Below are 16,042 nucleotides of genomic sequence, written 5' to 3' on the forward strand. Positions count from 1 at the left end.
AAGAATCGAAGCTGTAGGGAGCCGGTCGTGTCCGCAGTCGCACCCGACGGACGCAAGATGCTGCGCCTGGAGGTCAGGAACAGCCAGACCCCCATCGAGCGCAAGCCCGAGTGGATCAAGACCCGGGCGAAGATGGGTCCCGAGTACAACCAGCTGCAGAAACTGGTCAAGAGCGAGGGTCTGCACACCGTCTGCCAGGAGGCGGGCTGTCCCAACATCTTCGAGTGCTGGGAGGACCGCGAGGCCACGTTCCTCATCGGCGGCGACCAGTGCACCCGCCGCTGCGACTTCTGCCAGATCGACACCGGCAAGCCGCAGGCCCTCGACCGTGACGAGCCGCGCCGCGTCGGCGAGTCCGTCGTCACGATGGACCTGAACTACGCCACCATCACCGGCGTCGCCCGCGACGACCTGGAGGACGGCGGCGCCTGGCTGTACGCCGAGACCGTGCGCCAGATCCACGCACAGACCGCCGACCGCGAGGCCGGCCGCACCAAGGTCGAGCTGCTGATCCCCGACTTCAACGCCGTGCCCGAGCAGCTGGCCGAGGTCTTCTCCGCCCGTCCCGAGGTGCTCGCGCACAACGTCGAGACGGTGCCGCGGATCTTCAAGCGCATCCGCCCCGGCTTCCGTTACGAGCGCTCGCTGAAGGTGATCACCGAGGCCCGTGCGGCCGGCCTGGTCACCAAGTCGAACCTGATCCTCGGCATGGGCGAGACCCGCGAGGAGGTCAGCGAGGCGCTGCAGCACCTGCACGACGCGGGCTGCGAGCTGATCACCATCACCCAGTACCTGCGCCCCTCGGTGCGCCACCACCCCGTCGAGCGCTGGGTGAAGCCGCAGGAGTTCGTGGAGCTGAAGGAGGAGGCCGAGGAGATCGGCTTCTCCGGTGTCATGTCCGGTCCGCTGGTCCGTTCGTCGTACCGAGCCGGCCGCCTCTTCCAGCAGGCGATGGAGGCCCGGGGGACCGCGACGGCCGCCGGGTCAGCGCAGGCCGCCCAGGCCGTGTGAATTCAGGCACAAGCAACTACCGGCCGGTAAAGGCCAGTTGGGCGCGGCCCGCACCCTCCCCGCAGGTCGGGGACGGGGTGCGGGCCGCGTCCGCGTTCACCGCGGCTTCGCGAGGCGCCCATCGGTGTTTCATCGGCGTTTGACCACCCGGTCACGCCCTGGTAACACCGAACAGTGACGCTGAACTCACGCACAGCTCCCACTCATCGACGCCCGCCCCGAGGGGGGACCTTCACGATGCCGACCTCCAGCATGCAGGCCGCGCCGGTACGCCCCGTGATCGCCACCGCCATCCCGTCCGTCACCGACGCCCTGCGCGCCATGGAGTCCCTGCTGCTCGGCGGGGGCCAGCGCACCGCCCGCCGCAACGCCTGGGCCGCGGTGCTGGAGGACCGGCGCCGGGCCAAGGACCGCGTCGAGGCCCAGCACGTACTGGAGGCCGTGGCCACCCGCACTTCTTAGGCCACGTAAACTTCAGGTATGGCGAGGAAGGCACACTCAGACAGCATTGACGCTGCTGCGAACCCCGGGCGACTGAAGCAGATCGCCCTGACGTACAAGATGACCCGTAAGGCCGACCCGAAGGTCGGTCTTGTCGTCGCGGCTGTGGGAATCGTCACCTTCGGCGTCTTCCTCGCGATCGGTTTCTTGATCGACCACCCCATCTACCTGGGCATCCTGGGCTTCCTGCTGGCCTTCCTGGCCATGGCGATCGTCTTCGGCCGCCGGGCCGAGCGGGCGGCCTTCGGGCAGATGGAGGGCCAGCCGGGCGCGGCCGCTGCGGTCCTGCAGAACGTGGGGCGCGGCTGGACCACGACCCCCGCGGTGGCGATGAACCGCAACCAGGACGTGGTGCACCGCGCGGTCGGCAAGGCCGGCATCGTGCTGGTCGCCGAGGGCAACCCGAACCGGCTCAAGTCACTGATCGCGGCCGAGAAGAAGAAGATGAACCGGATCGTAGTGGACGTCCCGGTGCACGACATCATGGTGGGCAACGGCGAGGGCCAGGTGCCGCTGAAGAAGGTGCGCGCCACGATGCTCAAGCTGCCCCGCGTCCTCAGCGGCCCGCAGGTCACCACGACCAACGACCGGCTGCGCGCGATGGGCGACCTGATGAGCAACATGCCGCTGCCGAAGGGCCCGATGCCCAAGGGCATGCGGATGCCGCGCGGCGGCGGGAAGATGCGCTGACGCAGCCAGGACACGACAGAGGCGGCCGGGACGATGTCCCGGCCGCCTCTCTCGTGTTCCGCGCTCCTGCGCCGCTCAGATCCTGACCTGGACCGCGCGGGCGAGACGGTCGTGCAGGCCGCGGCCGTCGCGGTCCCAGACGAGCGCCGGCAGGGCGAGGCACAGCAGGACGCTGCGGACGACGACCCGGCCGAAACCGAGACGGCCGCCGTCCTCGGAGACGACGCGCAGTCCGAGGAGCCGCTTGCCGGGGGTGCACCCGACGGTGCCGACGGTGAGTACGCTCATGACGAGGAAGGTGATCAGGGCGCGGTTGGACGTCGCCTGCTGGTTACTGCCGGCGAACAGTCCGTATGCGATCAGGAAGCACAGTCCCCAGTCGAGGAACAGCGCTCCGAAGCGCCGCCCGACGGGCGCCACGGAGCCCGGCCCCGTCTCCGGCAGACCGAGCCGCCGGCCGCGGTACCCGAAGTCGACACCCATGTCCTCGGCCGCCGCGCGGGGCCCGGAAAGCCACGATCCGATTGCTCGCCTGTTGTCCACCCGCCCACGGTACTGCGCCCGCTTTGGATCACTTCGGCCCGGGTCCCCGCCCCGCCCCGGATGCCCTCGGCACCCGGCCCGGTTAACTTCTTCGAAACAAATGGGTCATGCTTGAGAAATCCGGTCTGCCTATGGTCGGGTCCAGCGTGTGCCACCGCACTGGCCGCACGGACGAGCTGCAACCCCGCCCCTCCCCGGGTGGGAGTAGGAGGAGTTGGATGTTCCAGAACGCCGACGAGGCCAAGAAGTACATCGCGGACAACGACGTGAAGATGATCGACGTCCGGTTCTGCGACCTTCCGGGCGTCATGCAGCACTTCACGATCCCGGCGACGGCCTTCGACCCGGCGGACGAGCTGGCGTTCGACGGGTCGTCGATCCGTGGCTTCCAGGCGATCCACGAGTCCGACATGGCGCTGCGCGCGGACCTGTCGACCGCTCGCCTGGACCCGTTCCGCCGCGACAAGACGCTGAACATCAACTTCTTCATCCACGACCCGATCACGGGCGAGCAGTACAGCCGTGACCCGCGCAACATCGCCAAGAAGGCCGAGGCCTACCTCGCCTCCACCGGCATCGCGGACACCGCGTACTTCGGCCCCGAGGCCGAGTTCTACGTCTTCGACTCCGTGCGCTTCAACACCGCCGCGAACGAGGGCTTCTACCACATCGACTCCGAGGCCGGCGCCTGGAACACCGGTGCGGTCGAGGACAACCGCGGCTACAAGGTCCGCTACAAGGGCGGCTATTTCCCGGCCCCGCCGGTGGACCACTTCGCCGACCTGCGCGCGGAGATCTCCCTGGAGCTGGAGAACGTCGGCCTCCAGGTCGAGCGCCAGCACCACGAGGTCGGCACCGCCGGCCAGGCGGAGATCAACTACAAGTTCAACACGCTGCTCGCCGCCGCCGACGACCTGATGCTCTTCAAGTACATCGTGAAGAACGTCGCCTGGCGCAACGGCAAGACCGCGACCTTCATGCCGAAGCCGATCTTCGGTGACAACGGCTCCGGCATGCACGTCCACCAGTCGCTGTGGCAGGGCGGCTCCCCGCTCTTCTACGACGAGGCCGGTTACGCGGGCCTGTCGGACACCGCCCGCTACTACATCGGCGGCATCCTCAAGCACGCCCCGTCGCTGCTGGCCTTCACCAACCCGACGGTGAACTCCTACCACCGCCTCGTCCCCGGCTTCGAGGCCCCGGTCAACCTGGTGTACTCGCAGCGTAACCGCTCGGCGGCGATGCGTATCCCGATCACCGGCTCGAACCCGAAGGCCAAGCGCGTCGAGTTCCGCGCGCCGGACCCGTCGTCGAACCCGTACCTCGCCTTCTCCGCGCTGCTCCTCGCGGGCCTGGACGGCGTGAAGAACAAGATCGAGCCGGCCGAGCCGATCGACAAGGACCTCTACGAGCTCGCCCCCGACGAGCACGCGAACGTCCCCCAGGTCCCGACCTCCCTCCCGGCGGTCCTCGACGCCCTGGAGCAGGACAACGAGTACCTGCAGGCGGGCGGCGTGTTCACGTCGGACCTGATCGAGACGTGGATCGACTACAAGCGCACGAACGAGATCGCCCCGATCCAGCTGCGTCCGCACCCGCACGAGTTCGAGCTGTACTTCGACATCTAAGATCGCCGCAGGTCGGAGCGGGTCTCCCCGCACCTGCGTCGTCTGTGGGCCGGCGGCCGTGCTTTTCCTCCCCGGAAGGCACGGCCGTCGGCCTTTTCCGTGGCCCGGCTCCACCGCGGCGGTGCGCTCCCCGGTCGCGGGCCGCGTGGCGCGGGGCGAATCTGGGGACATGAGCGAGCCGAGCAACCGCCCGCGGCGGAGCGAGCCCGAGCCGCCGCGGCACCCGGTGACCAAGCGCCGGAAGTGGCCCTTGGTCGTGCTCGTCGTCCTGCTGCTGGTGGTCGGAGGGTGCCTGGCCGCCGTCGGTCTCGTCGTGAGCGAGGTGTCCGACGAGGTGGACGAGGCCGCCACGGTCACCTACGAGGTCACCGGCGACGCCCGTGAGGTCACCATCTCCCGTTCCGTCCAGGGCGCGGGGGCCCCGCGCACCGAGCCGGAGGTGGAGCGGGTGACGGACCTGCCGTGGCGCAGGGAGGCCGAGACGTCCGGGCAGGTGACGAGCAGTACGCTCGTCGTCACGGTCGGCGCGCACGGCGGTGAGGCCACCTGCCGGGTGCGGGTCGACGACGGGCCGGTGCGGACCGCCACCGCCTCCGGGCCCCACGCCACCGCCGTCTGCAAGGCACCCTGAGGCACCCGCCCGCCCCGTGGCCCCTCTACGATCCCTGTCCATGGGGATCACTGTGCAGAAGCTGACGTACTACCCGGTCAAGGGCTGCGCCGGGACCGATGTGATGTCCGCCGTGGCCGGGGACACCGGGCTCGAGCACGATCGGACGTTCATGGTGGTCGACGCGGTCGACGGAACCTTCCGCAGCCAGCGGACCCACCCCGCCCTCGCCGCCGTACTCCCTCGGGTCGGTGAGGGAGGACGCACGCTGACGCTGCGGGCCGACGGGTTCGGGGAACTCGCCGTCGACGTGGACCCGGAGGGCGAGCCGCGGCCGGTGAGCCTGTTCGGCACGCCGGTCGGGCCCGCGATCGACCAGGGGGACGCCGTCGCCGACTGGCTCTCCGAGGTGCTCGGCGTCAAGTCCCGGCTGGTGCGGGTGCGCGACGGGTTCGACCGGGACGGGTGGGGGGAGACGCCCGGCAAGATCGCCTTCGCCGACGCGCATGCCGTGGCCGTCGTCTCGCAGGCCTCGCTCGACGGGCTCAACGCCCGGATCGAGGCCGCGGGCGGGACGCCGGTGCCCATGGACCGCTTCCGGGCCAACATCGTCCTCGACGGGTGCGCCGTGCCCCACGAGGAGGACCTGATGCGGCGGCTGGAGATCGGCACCGCCCGGCTCGCCCATTCCGTACGGGCGATGCGCTGCTCCGTACCGCTCGTGGACCAGGTCACCGGGCGGCGGGCGGGGCCCGAGCCGGTGCGCACCCTCGCGACCTACCGGCGGGAGCCCGCGTACGACAACAAGATCAGCTTCGGCGCGAAGGTGGCGGTGCTGCGCGGCGGCACGCTGTCCGTCGGGGACACCGTGCGCGCCGAGTGGTACGAGAACGGGGCGCCCGATCCCAGGCGCCCCGTCTCCTGAAACCCGCGGGATCAGCGGCCGTAGCGGATCAGGGCCCGGACCATACGGCACGTCGTGTCGGACGGGACGTGCACGCCGATGCGCTCGGCCGCGGCCCGTATACGGCGGTTGTCGGCGGTCGCCGGGTGGTAGACGCCGGAGTCGAGCAGGGCGATCGCGAGGCGCATCGCCTTCAGGCGGCGGTTGTGCGTCACGTACCACTCGCGCGGCTGACCGGCCGGGAGCGGCTTCTTCTGATGGGGGATCAGGGGCTTCGTCGTGAGTGTGGCAACGGCCATCGGCAACCTCCTGGCGCGGTGGCGGGACCATCCCGAACTGTTGTTCATTCTACCGGCGGGCACTGACAATCGCCGCTGGCCAGAAGGCGTTTGAGGCATCGCGAGCGGTACGGTGAGGGGCATGGAGATCTGGATCAACCCCGCCTGTTCCAAGTGCCGCGGCGCCCTCACGCTGCTCGACGCCGAGGGCGCCGACTACACCGTGCGGCGCTATCTGGAAGATGCGCCGACCGTCGACGAGCTCCGGGGGGTGCTGGACCGGCTCGGCCTCGAACCCTGGGACATCACCCGCACCCAGGAGGCCGTGGCGAAGGAGCTGGGGATCAAGGAGTGGGCGCGGGACGAGGGTTCACGGGACCGCTGGCTCGCGACCCTCGCGCAGCACCCGAAGCTCATCCAGCGGCCGATCATCACGGCGGACGACGGCACGGCGGTGGTGGCGCGTACGGAGGAGGCGGTCAGGGACGCGATCGGGCGGAGCTGACGGCCGGGTGGGGCTCGGGGCCGGCGAAGGCCAACTGCCGCTTCCTTAAGGAAAGTTAAGGAAGAGGCGGCCGTGCCCGGTGAGCAGCCGCCGGTGACCGGCCGTAGTTAAGGGCACAAGGAACCAACCGGCCGCCCCCCGCGGCCGGGGACAGGAGCCCTTTCGTGTCACGCAAGAAGACCCTCAGCGGCAAGAAGAAGATCGCCCTCCTGGCCGGCGCGGCGGCGCTGGTCGGCGGCACTGCGATTGTCATGACCGGCACAAGTCAGGCGTCCGTCGCCTGCGACGGACTCGCCCAGGCGATCCGCAACAACGAGAACTTCATCGCCGGTCAACGAGCCAATCCGGACGCCCGGTCGGCGGCGCGCATCGCCAACCGGGAGGCGGTGATAGCGCAGATCAGGGTCCAGCAGGAGGCGGCGGGCTGCGACGCCGGGGCGGGCGGCGGCGACCAGGCGGCGCCTCCGGCGCAGCCCCCGGCAGAGGAGGCGCCCCCGGCAGAGGCGCCGCCCGCCGAGGAAGCGCCGCCCGCGGCTGACGACGGCGGGCAGGAAGCCGGGGGCGGGAACGCGGGCGGCGGCGCCGCCGGCGAGGTCGTCTGCGCCGGCTCGACCGTCACGCTCTCCGGCGAGGGCGGCGCACCGGCCGCCTCCAGCAACCAGTTCCCCGTCGGCACCCAGCTGAAGGTGACCAACCTGGACAACAACAAGTTCACGACCGTCGAGGTCACGTCGGTGTCCGGCAGCTGCGCGCTGCTGAACAACGCGGCCTTCGAGCAGGTGCGTGAGGCCGGCAAGTTCCTGATCCGCAACGCGCGGATCGAGCGCGTCGGCTGACGCCGCACGGCCGGGCCCGCTTCCCCCCCCCACTCCGGCGGGCCCGGCCGCTGCCGGCTCCACGGGACGGTGCCGTCCGCGCTCCCCTCCCCGCTGTCCCCCGGCGGAGCGCCCGCCTCCGAGCCGCACACTCGGAGCGCACCGGACGGCACCGTCCCATCTCTTCCCCGGCCCGTCCCGTACTCGTCCCTCCTACGCGCCGCCCGCGTACGCTCGCCCCGCCCGCGTACGCTCGCCCCGCCCGCGTACGCGCGTCAGCGCCCCGCCCCCGTATGCGCCGCCCTCGTACGCGCGTCAGCGCCCCGCCCCGGACGCCTTCCGCTCGGCTTCCGCGAGGATCTCCGTGATCCGCAGCCCGAACCGCACGTCGCACGGGTGCGGCCGCCCCGTGCGCACCACGCCCATCAGTTCGTTGACCGCCGTGCGGAACGAGTCCACCGGATTGCCCCAGCCGTCCGGCGGCAGTTCGGCCCTGCCCTGCTCCCCCAGCAGCACCAGGCTCACGCCCGCCGCCTCGGGCGGCGCGGCGAGGCCGACCGTCACGGTGCTGGACGCGCCCGACGCGTGCCGCAGCACCAGGTGGGTCGTGTCCGAGGGGCCGCGAGCCGCCGTCACCTCCACCACGTCGCCCAGCACCGGGAGCAGCACGGAGAGCGGGTGGGGGCCGGCGTCCCACAGGCCGCCCTTCTCGCGCCGCCACGGGGATGCCGCGAACGGGCTCTCCGCGCCCGGTGAGAACAGTGCCCCCAGCCACTGCGCGTGAGCCGTGAACCAGCCGCCGGCCGCCGCCTGCTCCCCGATCCACCGCGCGGTGTCGGTGGCGAAGCGGAGCGTGCAGAACACGACGGACGCGACCTTCGCCTCCTCCGCGGCGTGCGCGGCCTCGCGGGCGGCGGCGACCGTCGTCGCCACCGGCTTGTCGAGCAGCAGATGGCAGCCGGCCGCAGCCGCGCGGACCGCGAGCGGAGCCTGCACGTCCGGCGGCACGGCGAAGGCGATCGCGTCGTTCGCGGCGAACAGCGCGTCGATGCCGTCCTCACCGGAGAACGCCGTCGTGCCGTGGGCGTCCGCGAGCACGGCGGCCGCCTCGGGCCGCCGCCCCCACACCCCGCCGAGGACGACGTCCGGATGGCCGGATAGCGCCGGGGCCTGGGTCATCGCGGCCCAGGGGCCCGCGCCGAGAAGTCCGATACGCAGGTGTTTGGTCATGGGCACCAGTGTGCCCGCGCGACGGCGAGGTGACCCGTCCCGCTGCTGAACGAGCACGAGCTGGCACGTCGTGCACGCGCGACACGCCGGACATAACGGGGAAATGTTCCATGTAACACGGGGTTCACAAACGGGCAACGGCCGGGAAATCGCGCGTTGCCAAGCTGCGCGGCATACCGCTGCACCCGCAAAGGATGAGGTCCGTGAGCATCAAGGCTGAGTACATCTGGATCGACGGCACCGAGCCGACCGCCAAGCTTCGCTCGAAGACGAAGATCCTGGCCGCCGGTTCCTCCACGGCCCTCGCCGACCTGCCCATCTGGGGCTTCGACGGGTCCAGCACCAAGCAGGCCGAGGGCCACGCGTCGGACCGCGTGCTGAAGCCGGTCTTCGTCTGCCCGGACCCGATCCGCGGCGGCGACCACGTCCTCGTGCTCAACGAGGTCCTCAACATCGACATGACGCCGCACGAGTCCAACACCCGTGCCGCGCTCGTCGAGGTCGCGGAGAGGTTCGCCGCGCAGGAGCCGATCTTCGGCATCGAGCAGGAGTACACCTTCTTCGAGGGCGACCGCCCCCTCGGCTTCCCGGCGGGCGGCTTCCCGGCCCCTCAGGGCGGCTACTACTGCGGCGTCGGCGTGGACGAGATCCACGGCCGTGACGTCGTCGAGGCGCACCTGGACAACTGCCTCACGGCGGGCCTCGGCATCTCCGGCATCAACGCCGAGGTCATGCCGGGCCAGTGGGAGTTCCAGGTCGGCCCGCTGGCGCCGCTGGAGGTCGCCGACCAGCTGTGGGTGGCCCGCTGGCTGCTCTACCGCACCGCCGAGGACTTCAACGTCTCCGCCACCCTCGACCCCAAGCCGGTCAAGGGCGACTGGAACGGCGCGGGCGCGCACACGAACTTCTCCACCAAGGCGATGCGCGAGGGCTACGACGCGATCATCACCGCGTGCGAGTCCCTCGGTGAGGGCTCCAAGCCGATGGACCACGTGAAGAACTACGGCGCCGGCATCGACGACCGCCTGACCGGTCTGCACGAGACCGCCCCGTGGAACGAGTACAGCTATGGCGTCTCCGACCGCGGCGCCTCGGTCCGCATCCCGTGGCAGGTCGAGAAGGACGGCAAGGGCTACATCGAGGACCGCCGCCCGAACGCCAACGTCGACCCGTACGTGGTGACGCGCCTCCTGGTGGACACCTGCTGCTCGGCCCTGGAGAAGGCCGGCCAGGTCTGACACCTCCGCGTGACCGAAGGGGCGTCCGCCGATCAGGCGGGCGCCCCTCTCGCGTAGGGCCGCGCGCCTGCCGACGGGGGCATCGGCTCCCCCGGTTCCGGTCCGTGCGGCCGAGACGCCGCGGACGCAGGAGACATCACGTACCGACGGGTGGACGAGGTCTGCTGCGACCGTCGCGGGTCTGCTTCAATGGGTACATGGCCGACTACCGGAACAACGCGACGGGTCGCACCGACCTCGAACCGTTCTGGCCTTCCCGGCAGCACCACGACTTCGACCGGGTGTGTTGCCCCGCGGTGAACGCGCGGGCCCTCTAAGGCCGTTCTTCCCGGCCTTCGGCCAGCGCGCACGACGTACGTCCGTCCTCACGACGCATCGACGACTTCCTCCGCGCGAAAGAGCTGACCTCCCATGGCGAACAGCCGTTCCTTCCCGACCGTTTCCGCCGCTTCCTCCTCCGTCCCCCAGGGCCAGGTGACAACCGACCGGACAGCGCCTTCGGTCCGGCACCGGCTGCGTGCCGTCGACCGGGACGAGGTCGTGGACGTGGCCGACCTCCTGCCGCCGGGCGCCACGTGGCTGCCCGCCCCGCCGCACACCCTGCCCGCGCTGCCCGGCCGGCCCCCGATGGTCGGCTACCTCGTCCTCGTACCGGCCGACCAGCAGCCGCCCTCGGCGGCCGCCGCCGCGCCGGAGCGGCCGGCCGACAGGGGCCCGGTGGCGATCGACGCGGTCCGGCGCACCGCCAGCGTGGACGGTCGGGAACTCGACCTCACCTACCTGGAGTTCGAGCTGCTGGCACATCTGGTGGCACACCCGCACCGGGTGCACACGCGCGACCAGCTGGTGACCACCGTGTGGGGCTACGGCCACGTCGGCGACGGCCGGACGGTGGACGTCCACGTCGCCCGGCTGCGGCGCAAGCTCGGAGCCGACCACCGCCGCACGATCCAGACCGTGCGACGGGTCGGCTACAAGTACGCGCCGTGAGGCACGGGTCCGGTCCCGGTCAGGCCCGGGACCGGACCCTCGCCACCGCGCCGAGCGCGACGTCGATCGCGAGGAACACCAGCAGGCTGATGCCGAGCATCGGCACGAACCAGCCCACGAGCGCCGTCCCGGCGGCCAGCGGCAGCAGCACCGTCGGCGGCGCCTTGCGCCAGGCGCCGCGCGGCATGGGGCGGCCCACCGAAAGGGTGCGCTCCTTCGTGGGCCTGCGCTGCCACCACATCCGGTAGCCCCACACGATCAGCAGGATCAGCGCGACCATCAGCGCGGCGAGCGCGAGCTGGTTGGCCGGGCCGAACAGCACGCCCATGTGGCCGTCGATGCCGAACCGGGTCAGCTTGGCGAGCAACGGGTAGTCGTCGAAGCGGAGTTGGTCGATGACGCGGCCGTCCGCCGGGTCGACGGCGACCGAGTCGAGGTGGACCGGGTACTGGGTGTCGGTCTCCTTGACCACGTACCCGTTTCCGTCGGCCGGCAGGGTCACGGAGATCCTGCCGTCGACGCCGTAGCCGCGGGCCGCCGCCACGGCATTGTCGATGCCGATGTCGGCACCCGCGTGGCCGCCGTCGCTGCCGCCGCCGTGGCCCTCGTGACCTTCGTGACCGCCGTCGCTGCCGCCGCCGCCCGGCGCGAGTGCGGCCGATACGACGGGGGTGGACCCGCCGAGTCGGGACTGCACCGCGTCGATGTTCTCGCCCGCGTAGCGGGACCAGGTCAGCCCCGTGGCCGACAGCAGGACGAGGCCGGTGACGGCCCACAGGCCGACGGAGCCGTGCCGGGACAGGGTCCTGCGGCGGCCCTGCGCGCCGCGCTCGGGCAGGACGAGGTCGCGCTTGATACGGCGTCGGCGTCCGAACCACAGCACGAGCCCGCCCAGCGCGACGACCCACAGCCAGCTGGCGGCCAGCTCGCTGTAGTGCCGGCCGAGTTCGCCCAGGTGCAGATCGGCGTGGAACTCGGAGAGCCACGCCCGCAGCGGGAGCGCGCCGGAGCTGCCGTACGAGGGGAGCTCACCGCGGACGTCCGCGGTGTAGGGGTCGACGAAGACGGCGAGGGACTTGCCCTCCGCCACCTCGGGGGAGGTCATCAGGACGCGGGTGGTCGCGCCGTCCTCGTACGAGGGCCACACCGCGGTCACCGTGCCCTCGGGGTGGGCGGCGCGGGCGGCGTCGACCTGTTCCGACAGCGGGACGGACCGCTCGCCGACGGGGACGCGCAGTTCGTGGCGGTAGACGACCTTCTCCGCCTGGAAGGACAGCGAGTACAGCAGGCCGCTGACCGCGGCGACGAGGAGGAGCGGGGCTGTCAGCAGCCCGGCGTAGAAGTGGAGGCGGAGCAGCAGGGGACGCAGCGCGCCGCGTGCTTCGGGAGCGGTGCTCGCGCCGGATTCGGACGTGGTGCCCTTGCTGGGGGCGTCGATGGACATGAGGGTCCCAAGGGTCGGTGCTGACGTGGGGGATCGGCCCCCGGGTCAGACAGCGGCTCCAGGGGCCGTGGCGCGGAGAACGGGGTACGCGGGCGGGCCGCGGCGGACCACGGTGTGCGCGAGGACGACACCGTGGCGGCGCTCGTCGGCCGCGTCGGCGGAAGACCGCGGCGCGGCCTGCGGCTCGGGCAGCGGTACGGCGCGGAGCAGCGGCCGCAGCGGGGTGAACGCGAAGGACAGTGCGGCGTGCGCGAGCCGGAAGAACGCCGCCTCGCCGTGCGCCAGCCACAGGGCGCAGCCGACGGCGGCGAGGAGGTGGACGGCGAGCATGCCGGTGCCGAGGCCCTCGGCGGCGGTCTGCGCGGTGGCGTGGTGCTCGTGCTGCGCGTGGTGGTGGGGTGCCGTGTGTCCCGTGCAGGAGAACAGCAGGTGCAGTGCGCCCTGCACGGCGAGCAGTCCGGCCCCGATGGAGCACGCGCCCCGGCGGCGGCCGGCCGCGAGCCAGCCGGCGGCGGCGGTCACGCCGAGCGCGGCGAGCAGTCCCGAAGGGGGGATGTCATGTGCAGACTGGGACAAATGCCCTGTTGCTGCGAGCGTGACGGCCACCGCCGCGAAAAGTGCGGCCCGCAAGGCGCGCATCGGCGACCGGGCATCCGTCATCGTCGGCACATGCTGCCATCCCCGCGCCCGGACCGGGAGAGTGACCGCCGGTACGGACCGTTCCCCAGGTTCTTCCGGCAGCGGAATCGTCGGCGCGGCGGCTGCGGCCGGGGCACAGTCGTGACCATGAGACTTCTGGTTCTGGGCGGGACGGAATTCGTGGGACGCGCCGTCGTGGTGGACGCGCTCGCACGCGGGTGGCAGGTCACGGTGTTCCACCGCGGGCGGCACCCGGCGCCGGACGGCGTGTCCGACCTGATCGGCGACCGTCTGGCACCAGGCGGGCTCGCCGCCCTGCACGACGGCGAGTTCGACGTCGTGGTCGACACCTGGTCGGCCGCGCCGTCGGCCGTGCGGGACGCGGCCCGGCTGCTGGCGGGCCGGGTGGGCCGTTACGTCTACGTGTCGAGCTGCTCGGTGTACGCGTGGCCGCCGCCGGCCGGCTACGACGAGAGCGCGCCGCTGGTCGACGGGTCGCCGGACGCGGGCGACGTGCCGTACGCGGAGGCGAAGCGGGGCGGCGAGCTGGCCGTGCTCGACGCTGTCGGCGCGTCCCGGTCGCTGCTGGCGCGCGCGGGGCTGATCCTCGGCCCGTGGGAGAACGTGGGCCGTCTGCCGTGGTGGCTGGCGCGGATCGCGCGCGGCGGTGACGTCCTCGCGCCGGGCCCGCGGGAGACACCGCTGCAGTACGTCGACGTCCGCGACCTGGCCGGGTGGACCCTGGACGCGGCGGCGGCGGATCTGGCGGGCCCGTACAACCTGGTGAGCGAGCCGGGACACACGACGATCGGCGAGTTGCTGGAGGAGTGCGTGGCCGCGACCGGGTCGTCGGCACGGCTGCGGTGGACGCCGGCGGATGCCGTGCTGTCGGCGGGCGCCGAGCCGTGGTCCCAGCTCCCCGTCTGGGTCCCGGCGGCGGAACTCCCCGAGATGCACGGTGCGTTGCACGGCGCCGGGGTGTCCCGGGCGCTGGCGGCCGGCCTGCGGTGCCGGCCGGTGCGGGAGACGGTGCGGGACACGTGGTCGTGGCTGCTGACGCTCGGCGGGTCGGCGCCGCTGCGGCCGGACCGGCCGCCGGTCGGCCTGCCGCCCGAGCTGGAGGCGGCGCTGCTGGCGGGGCGACCGGAGGCGTAGGGGGTTCGTACCCGCTTGCGCATCATGTCCTCGGTCGGCGAGTTGCCGTTGAGGCAGATATCCCGGTTTGACGCTGGAGCTTGCTACGAATCGAAGGCCGCGCTGAACACCCCGTGCGCCACTCCCGTATGAATCGACGCGCTTCTCCCCTCTGCCGGGACCCCCCTTAACCCACACACCCCCGGCAACGAAGCAGAGGAGTTCCATTGGGACGCACATCAAGAAAACGCTCGACGCTGGCCAACCGGGCGATCGCCGCCTCGGCCGCATTGATCCTGGGCGGGGGCGGGCTGGTCGCGGCCAATACGTATGCCTCCGCGGGCGAGGGCTGGTGGCCGAGCCGGCAGAACGACGGACAGCAGAACAGCACCCGGGCCGCGGACGGTCAGCAGGTGTCCACCATCGACTGTCCCGATGTCGGCAACTCGCTCCAAGAGGTGCCCGACCAGCAGCGCTTCGCGGTCGACCGTGAACTGGCCACGCTGGACACCCAGGTCACCACGGCGTACCAGCGGTTCGCCGACAACCGGGAGCGGGTGCAGGAGGACCGGACCTTCGCCGAGAACCAGATCCTGGCCCCGCTGCGCAACGAACGCCTCGTGATCATCCAGCGGATCGTGGCGCTGATCGACCGCTCGGCCGAGCGCCCGCAGGGGCTCGAGCAGATGGCCCCGTGCACGCTGCGCGACGACGTCGACGACAACGACGGCGGTCAGAACAACGACGGGGACCAGAACGGCGACAACCAGAACGGTGACGGCCAGGACCAGGACGGCGGTCAGAATGGAGACGGCCAGAACAACGACGACGGCCAGAACAACGACGACGGCCAGAACAACGACGGCAACGACGGCAACGGCAACCAGGGCGGCATCGGCGGCCAGGCCGGCAACGGTCCCGAGGTCGGCGACTTCGTCGACATCCAGGACGTCCAGCCCAACGTCCAGCAGCCACGCAACCGCCGGGGCTCCTCCCGCGGCACGTTTACCACGGACTGCGGTGTGAACGCGAACGGCAAGTTCAACCCGGACAACGTCATCGTGGCCCCCGGCGTGAGCAACGGCGCGCACCACATGCACGACTACGTCGGCAACCAGGCCAACGACGCCTTCGCCAGCGACGACGACCTGGCCGCGGGTAACACCACGTGCCGCAACCAGGGCGACAGGTCGACGTACTTCTGGCCGGTGCTGCGCCTGCAGAACGGGCAGCGGGAGAACGACGCCAATGCGGACGGCGGCGGCAACGACCAGAACGTCGGTGAGATCCAGACACCGTCACAGGTCACGATGACCTTCGTCGGCAGTCCGGTGAGCAAGGTGACGGCGATGCCGCGGTTCCTGCGCATCATCACCGGTGACGCAAAGGCGTTCGTCAACGGCGACGCCAACGCCAACGCCTCGTGGAGCTGCACCGGATTCGAGGACCGCCAGCTGAAGGACAAGTACCCCATCTGCCCCGAGGGCAGCCAGGTGGTGCGTACGTTCAAGTTCCAAAGCTGCTGGGACGGCCAGAACATCGACAGCGCCAACCACCGCACCCATGTGGCCTTCGCCGACCAGAACGGGAACTGCCCGAACGGCTTCCAGGCCATTCCGCAGCTGGTGCAGCGCATCGTCTACGACGTGCCGCCGCCGGTGTTCGACGGGGAGAACGCCTCGGTGTTCGCCGTCGACTCCTTCCCGGAGCAGCTGCACAAGCCGGTCACCGACCACGGCGACTTCATCAACGTCTTCGACGAGGACCTCATGGACGAGGTGGTGAACTGCATCAACGGCGGGCGCAGGTGCCAGTGACCCGCTGAACGGACGAGGCCGGTTCCGCCTGGAGTGCTCCGGGCGGAACCGGCCTCGCCGTGTCT

Annotated in this window: 17 protein-coding genes; 12 read left to right on the plus strand and 5 right to left on the minus strand. The window is 71.4% G+C overall.

From position 1 onward, the window contains the following. Positions 1-27 precede the first annotated feature (27 nt). From lipA to ACLB9X_RS01930, 3 genes are all read left to right on the plus strand, one after another. The gene (lipA, locus tag ACLB9X_RS01920) at positions 28-1,011 is read left to right on the plus strand and encodes a lipoyl synthase (protein WP_410358403.1); all 984 of its coding nucleotides are present in this window, start codon (positions 28-30) and stop codon (positions 1,009-1,011) included. Positions 1,012-1,263: 252 nt separating this feature from the next. Then, complete coding sequence (locus ACLB9X_RS01925; RefSeq protein ID WP_410358607.1) at positions 1,264-1,473, plus strand: hypothetical protein; 210 nt, start codon at positions 1,264-1,266, stop codon at positions 1,471-1,473. A gap of 18 nt (positions 1,474-1,491) precedes the next feature. Further along, positions 1,492-2,202, plus strand: a complete 711-nt coding sequence (locus ACLB9X_RS01930; protein WP_410358404.1) for a DUF4191 domain-containing protein — start codon at positions 1,492-1,494, stop codon at positions 2,200-2,202. Positions 2,203-2,277: 75 nt separating this feature from the next. Here ACLB9X_RS01930 and ACLB9X_RS01935 read toward each other — a convergent pair whose 3' ends face one another. After that, complete coding sequence (locus ACLB9X_RS01935) at positions 2,278-2,745, minus strand: RDD family protein (RefSeq protein ID WP_410358405.1); 468 nt, start codon at positions 2,743-2,745, stop codon at positions 2,278-2,280. A 218-nt stretch (positions 2,746-2,963) separates the two neighbouring features. On the opposite strand from ACLB9X_RS01935, the gene glnA reads away from it, so the two are divergent. The 3 genes from glnA to ACLB9X_RS01950 all read left to right on the plus strand — a co-directional run bounded on the left by glnA (position 2,964) and on the right by ACLB9X_RS01950 (position 5,908). Further along, positions 2,964-4,373 carry a type I glutamate--ammonia ligase gene (glnA, locus tag ACLB9X_RS01940; protein ID WP_410358406.1) on the plus strand — a complete coding sequence of 470 codons (1,410 nt, stop codon included), beginning with the start codon at positions 2,964-2,966 and terminating at the stop codon, positions 4,371-4,373. A 169-nt stretch (positions 4,374-4,542) separates the two neighbouring features. Next, positions 4,543-5,004, plus strand: coding sequence for a hypothetical protein (locus tag ACLB9X_RS01945; RefSeq protein ID WP_410358407.1), 462 nt, complete (start codon positions 4,543-4,545; stop codon positions 5,002-5,004). A gap of 40 nt (positions 5,005-5,044) precedes the next feature. Further along, positions 5,045-5,908 (plus strand): MOSC domain-containing protein, encoded by an 864-nt coding sequence (locus tag ACLB9X_RS01950; protein ID WP_410358408.1) that lies wholly within the window; start codon positions 5,045-5,047, stop codon positions 5,906-5,908. Between the two features lie 11 nt (positions 5,909-5,919). Here ACLB9X_RS01950 and ACLB9X_RS01955 read toward each other — a convergent pair whose 3' ends face one another. Beyond that, complete coding sequence (locus ACLB9X_RS01955) at positions 5,920-6,186, minus strand: hypothetical protein (RefSeq protein ID WP_410358409.1); 267 nt, start codon at positions 6,184-6,186, stop codon at positions 5,920-5,922. A 121-nt stretch (positions 6,187-6,307) separates the two neighbouring features. Here ACLB9X_RS01955 and ACLB9X_RS01960 point away from each other — a divergent pair, with 121 nt between their 5' ends. Together ACLB9X_RS01960 and ACLB9X_RS01965 are read left to right on the plus strand one after the other, a co-directional pair. Beyond that, a complete protein-coding gene (locus ACLB9X_RS01960) occupies positions 6,308-6,670 on the plus strand; it encodes an arsenate reductase family protein (RefSeq protein ID WP_410358410.1) in 363 nt (120 codons plus the stop codon). Between the two features lie 164 nt (positions 6,671-6,834). Further along, entirely contained in the window at positions 6,835-7,506 is a 672-nt protein-coding gene (locus ACLB9X_RS01965; RefSeq protein WP_410358411.1) for a hypothetical protein, read from the plus strand. Between the two features lie 294 nt (positions 7,507-7,800). Here the strand turns inward: ACLB9X_RS01965 and ACLB9X_RS01970 are convergent, their stop codons facing one another. Continuing rightward, entirely contained in the window at positions 7,801-8,715 is a 915-nt protein-coding gene (locus tag ACLB9X_RS01970) for a Gfo/Idh/MocA family protein (protein WP_410358412.1), read from the minus strand. Between the two features lie 203 nt (positions 8,716-8,918). Between ACLB9X_RS01970 and glnII the strand changes: the two genes are divergently transcribed. Both glnII and ACLB9X_RS01980 read left to right on the plus strand, forming a co-directional pair. After that, positions 8,919-9,953, plus strand: a complete 1,035-nt coding sequence (glnII, locus tag ACLB9X_RS01975) for a glutamine synthetase (RefSeq protein WP_410358413.1) — start codon at positions 8,919-8,921, stop codon at positions 9,951-9,953. A gap of 411 nt (positions 9,954-10,364) precedes the next feature. Then, the gene (locus ACLB9X_RS01980; protein WP_410358414.1) at positions 10,365-10,943 is read left to right on the plus strand and encodes a winged helix-turn-helix domain-containing protein; all 579 of its coding nucleotides are present in this window, start codon (positions 10,365-10,367) and stop codon (positions 10,941-10,943) included. Between the two features lie 19 nt (positions 10,944-10,962). On the opposite strand, the gene ACLB9X_RS01985 is transcribed toward ACLB9X_RS01980, so the two are convergent. After that, positions 10,963-12,387, minus strand: a complete 1,425-nt coding sequence (locus ACLB9X_RS01985) for a PepSY-associated TM helix domain-containing protein (RefSeq protein ID WP_410358415.1) — start codon at positions 12,385-12,387, stop codon at positions 10,963-10,965. 45 nt (positions 12,388-12,432) lie between these two features. Further along, positions 12,433-13,047, minus strand: coding sequence for a hypothetical protein (locus ACLB9X_RS01990; RefSeq protein ID WP_410358416.1), 615 nt, complete (start codon positions 13,045-13,047; stop codon positions 12,433-12,435). Positions 13,048-13,173: 126 nt separating this feature from the next. On the opposite strand from ACLB9X_RS01990, the gene ACLB9X_RS01995 reads away from it, so the two are divergent. Both ACLB9X_RS01995 and ACLB9X_RS02000 read left to right on the plus strand, forming a co-directional pair. Then, positions 13,174-14,181: an NAD-dependent epimerase/dehydratase family protein gene (locus tag ACLB9X_RS01995; protein WP_410358417.1), complete on the plus strand. Its 1,008-nt coding sequence runs from the start codon at positions 13,174-13,176 to the stop codon at positions 14,179-14,181. 206 nt (positions 14,182-14,387) lie between these two features. Next, positions 14,388-15,977, plus strand: coding sequence for a DUF1996 domain-containing protein (locus ACLB9X_RS02000; protein WP_410358418.1), 1,590 nt, complete (start codon positions 14,388-14,390; stop codon positions 15,975-15,977). Positions 15,978-16,042: the final 65 nt, after the last annotated feature.

Origin of the sequence: Streptomyces sp. 5K101, assembly GCF_046506645.1 — a bacterium.
In the GTDB taxonomy this organism is placed as follows: Bacteria; Actinomycetota; Actinomycetes; order Streptomycetales; family Streptomycetaceae; genus Streptomyces.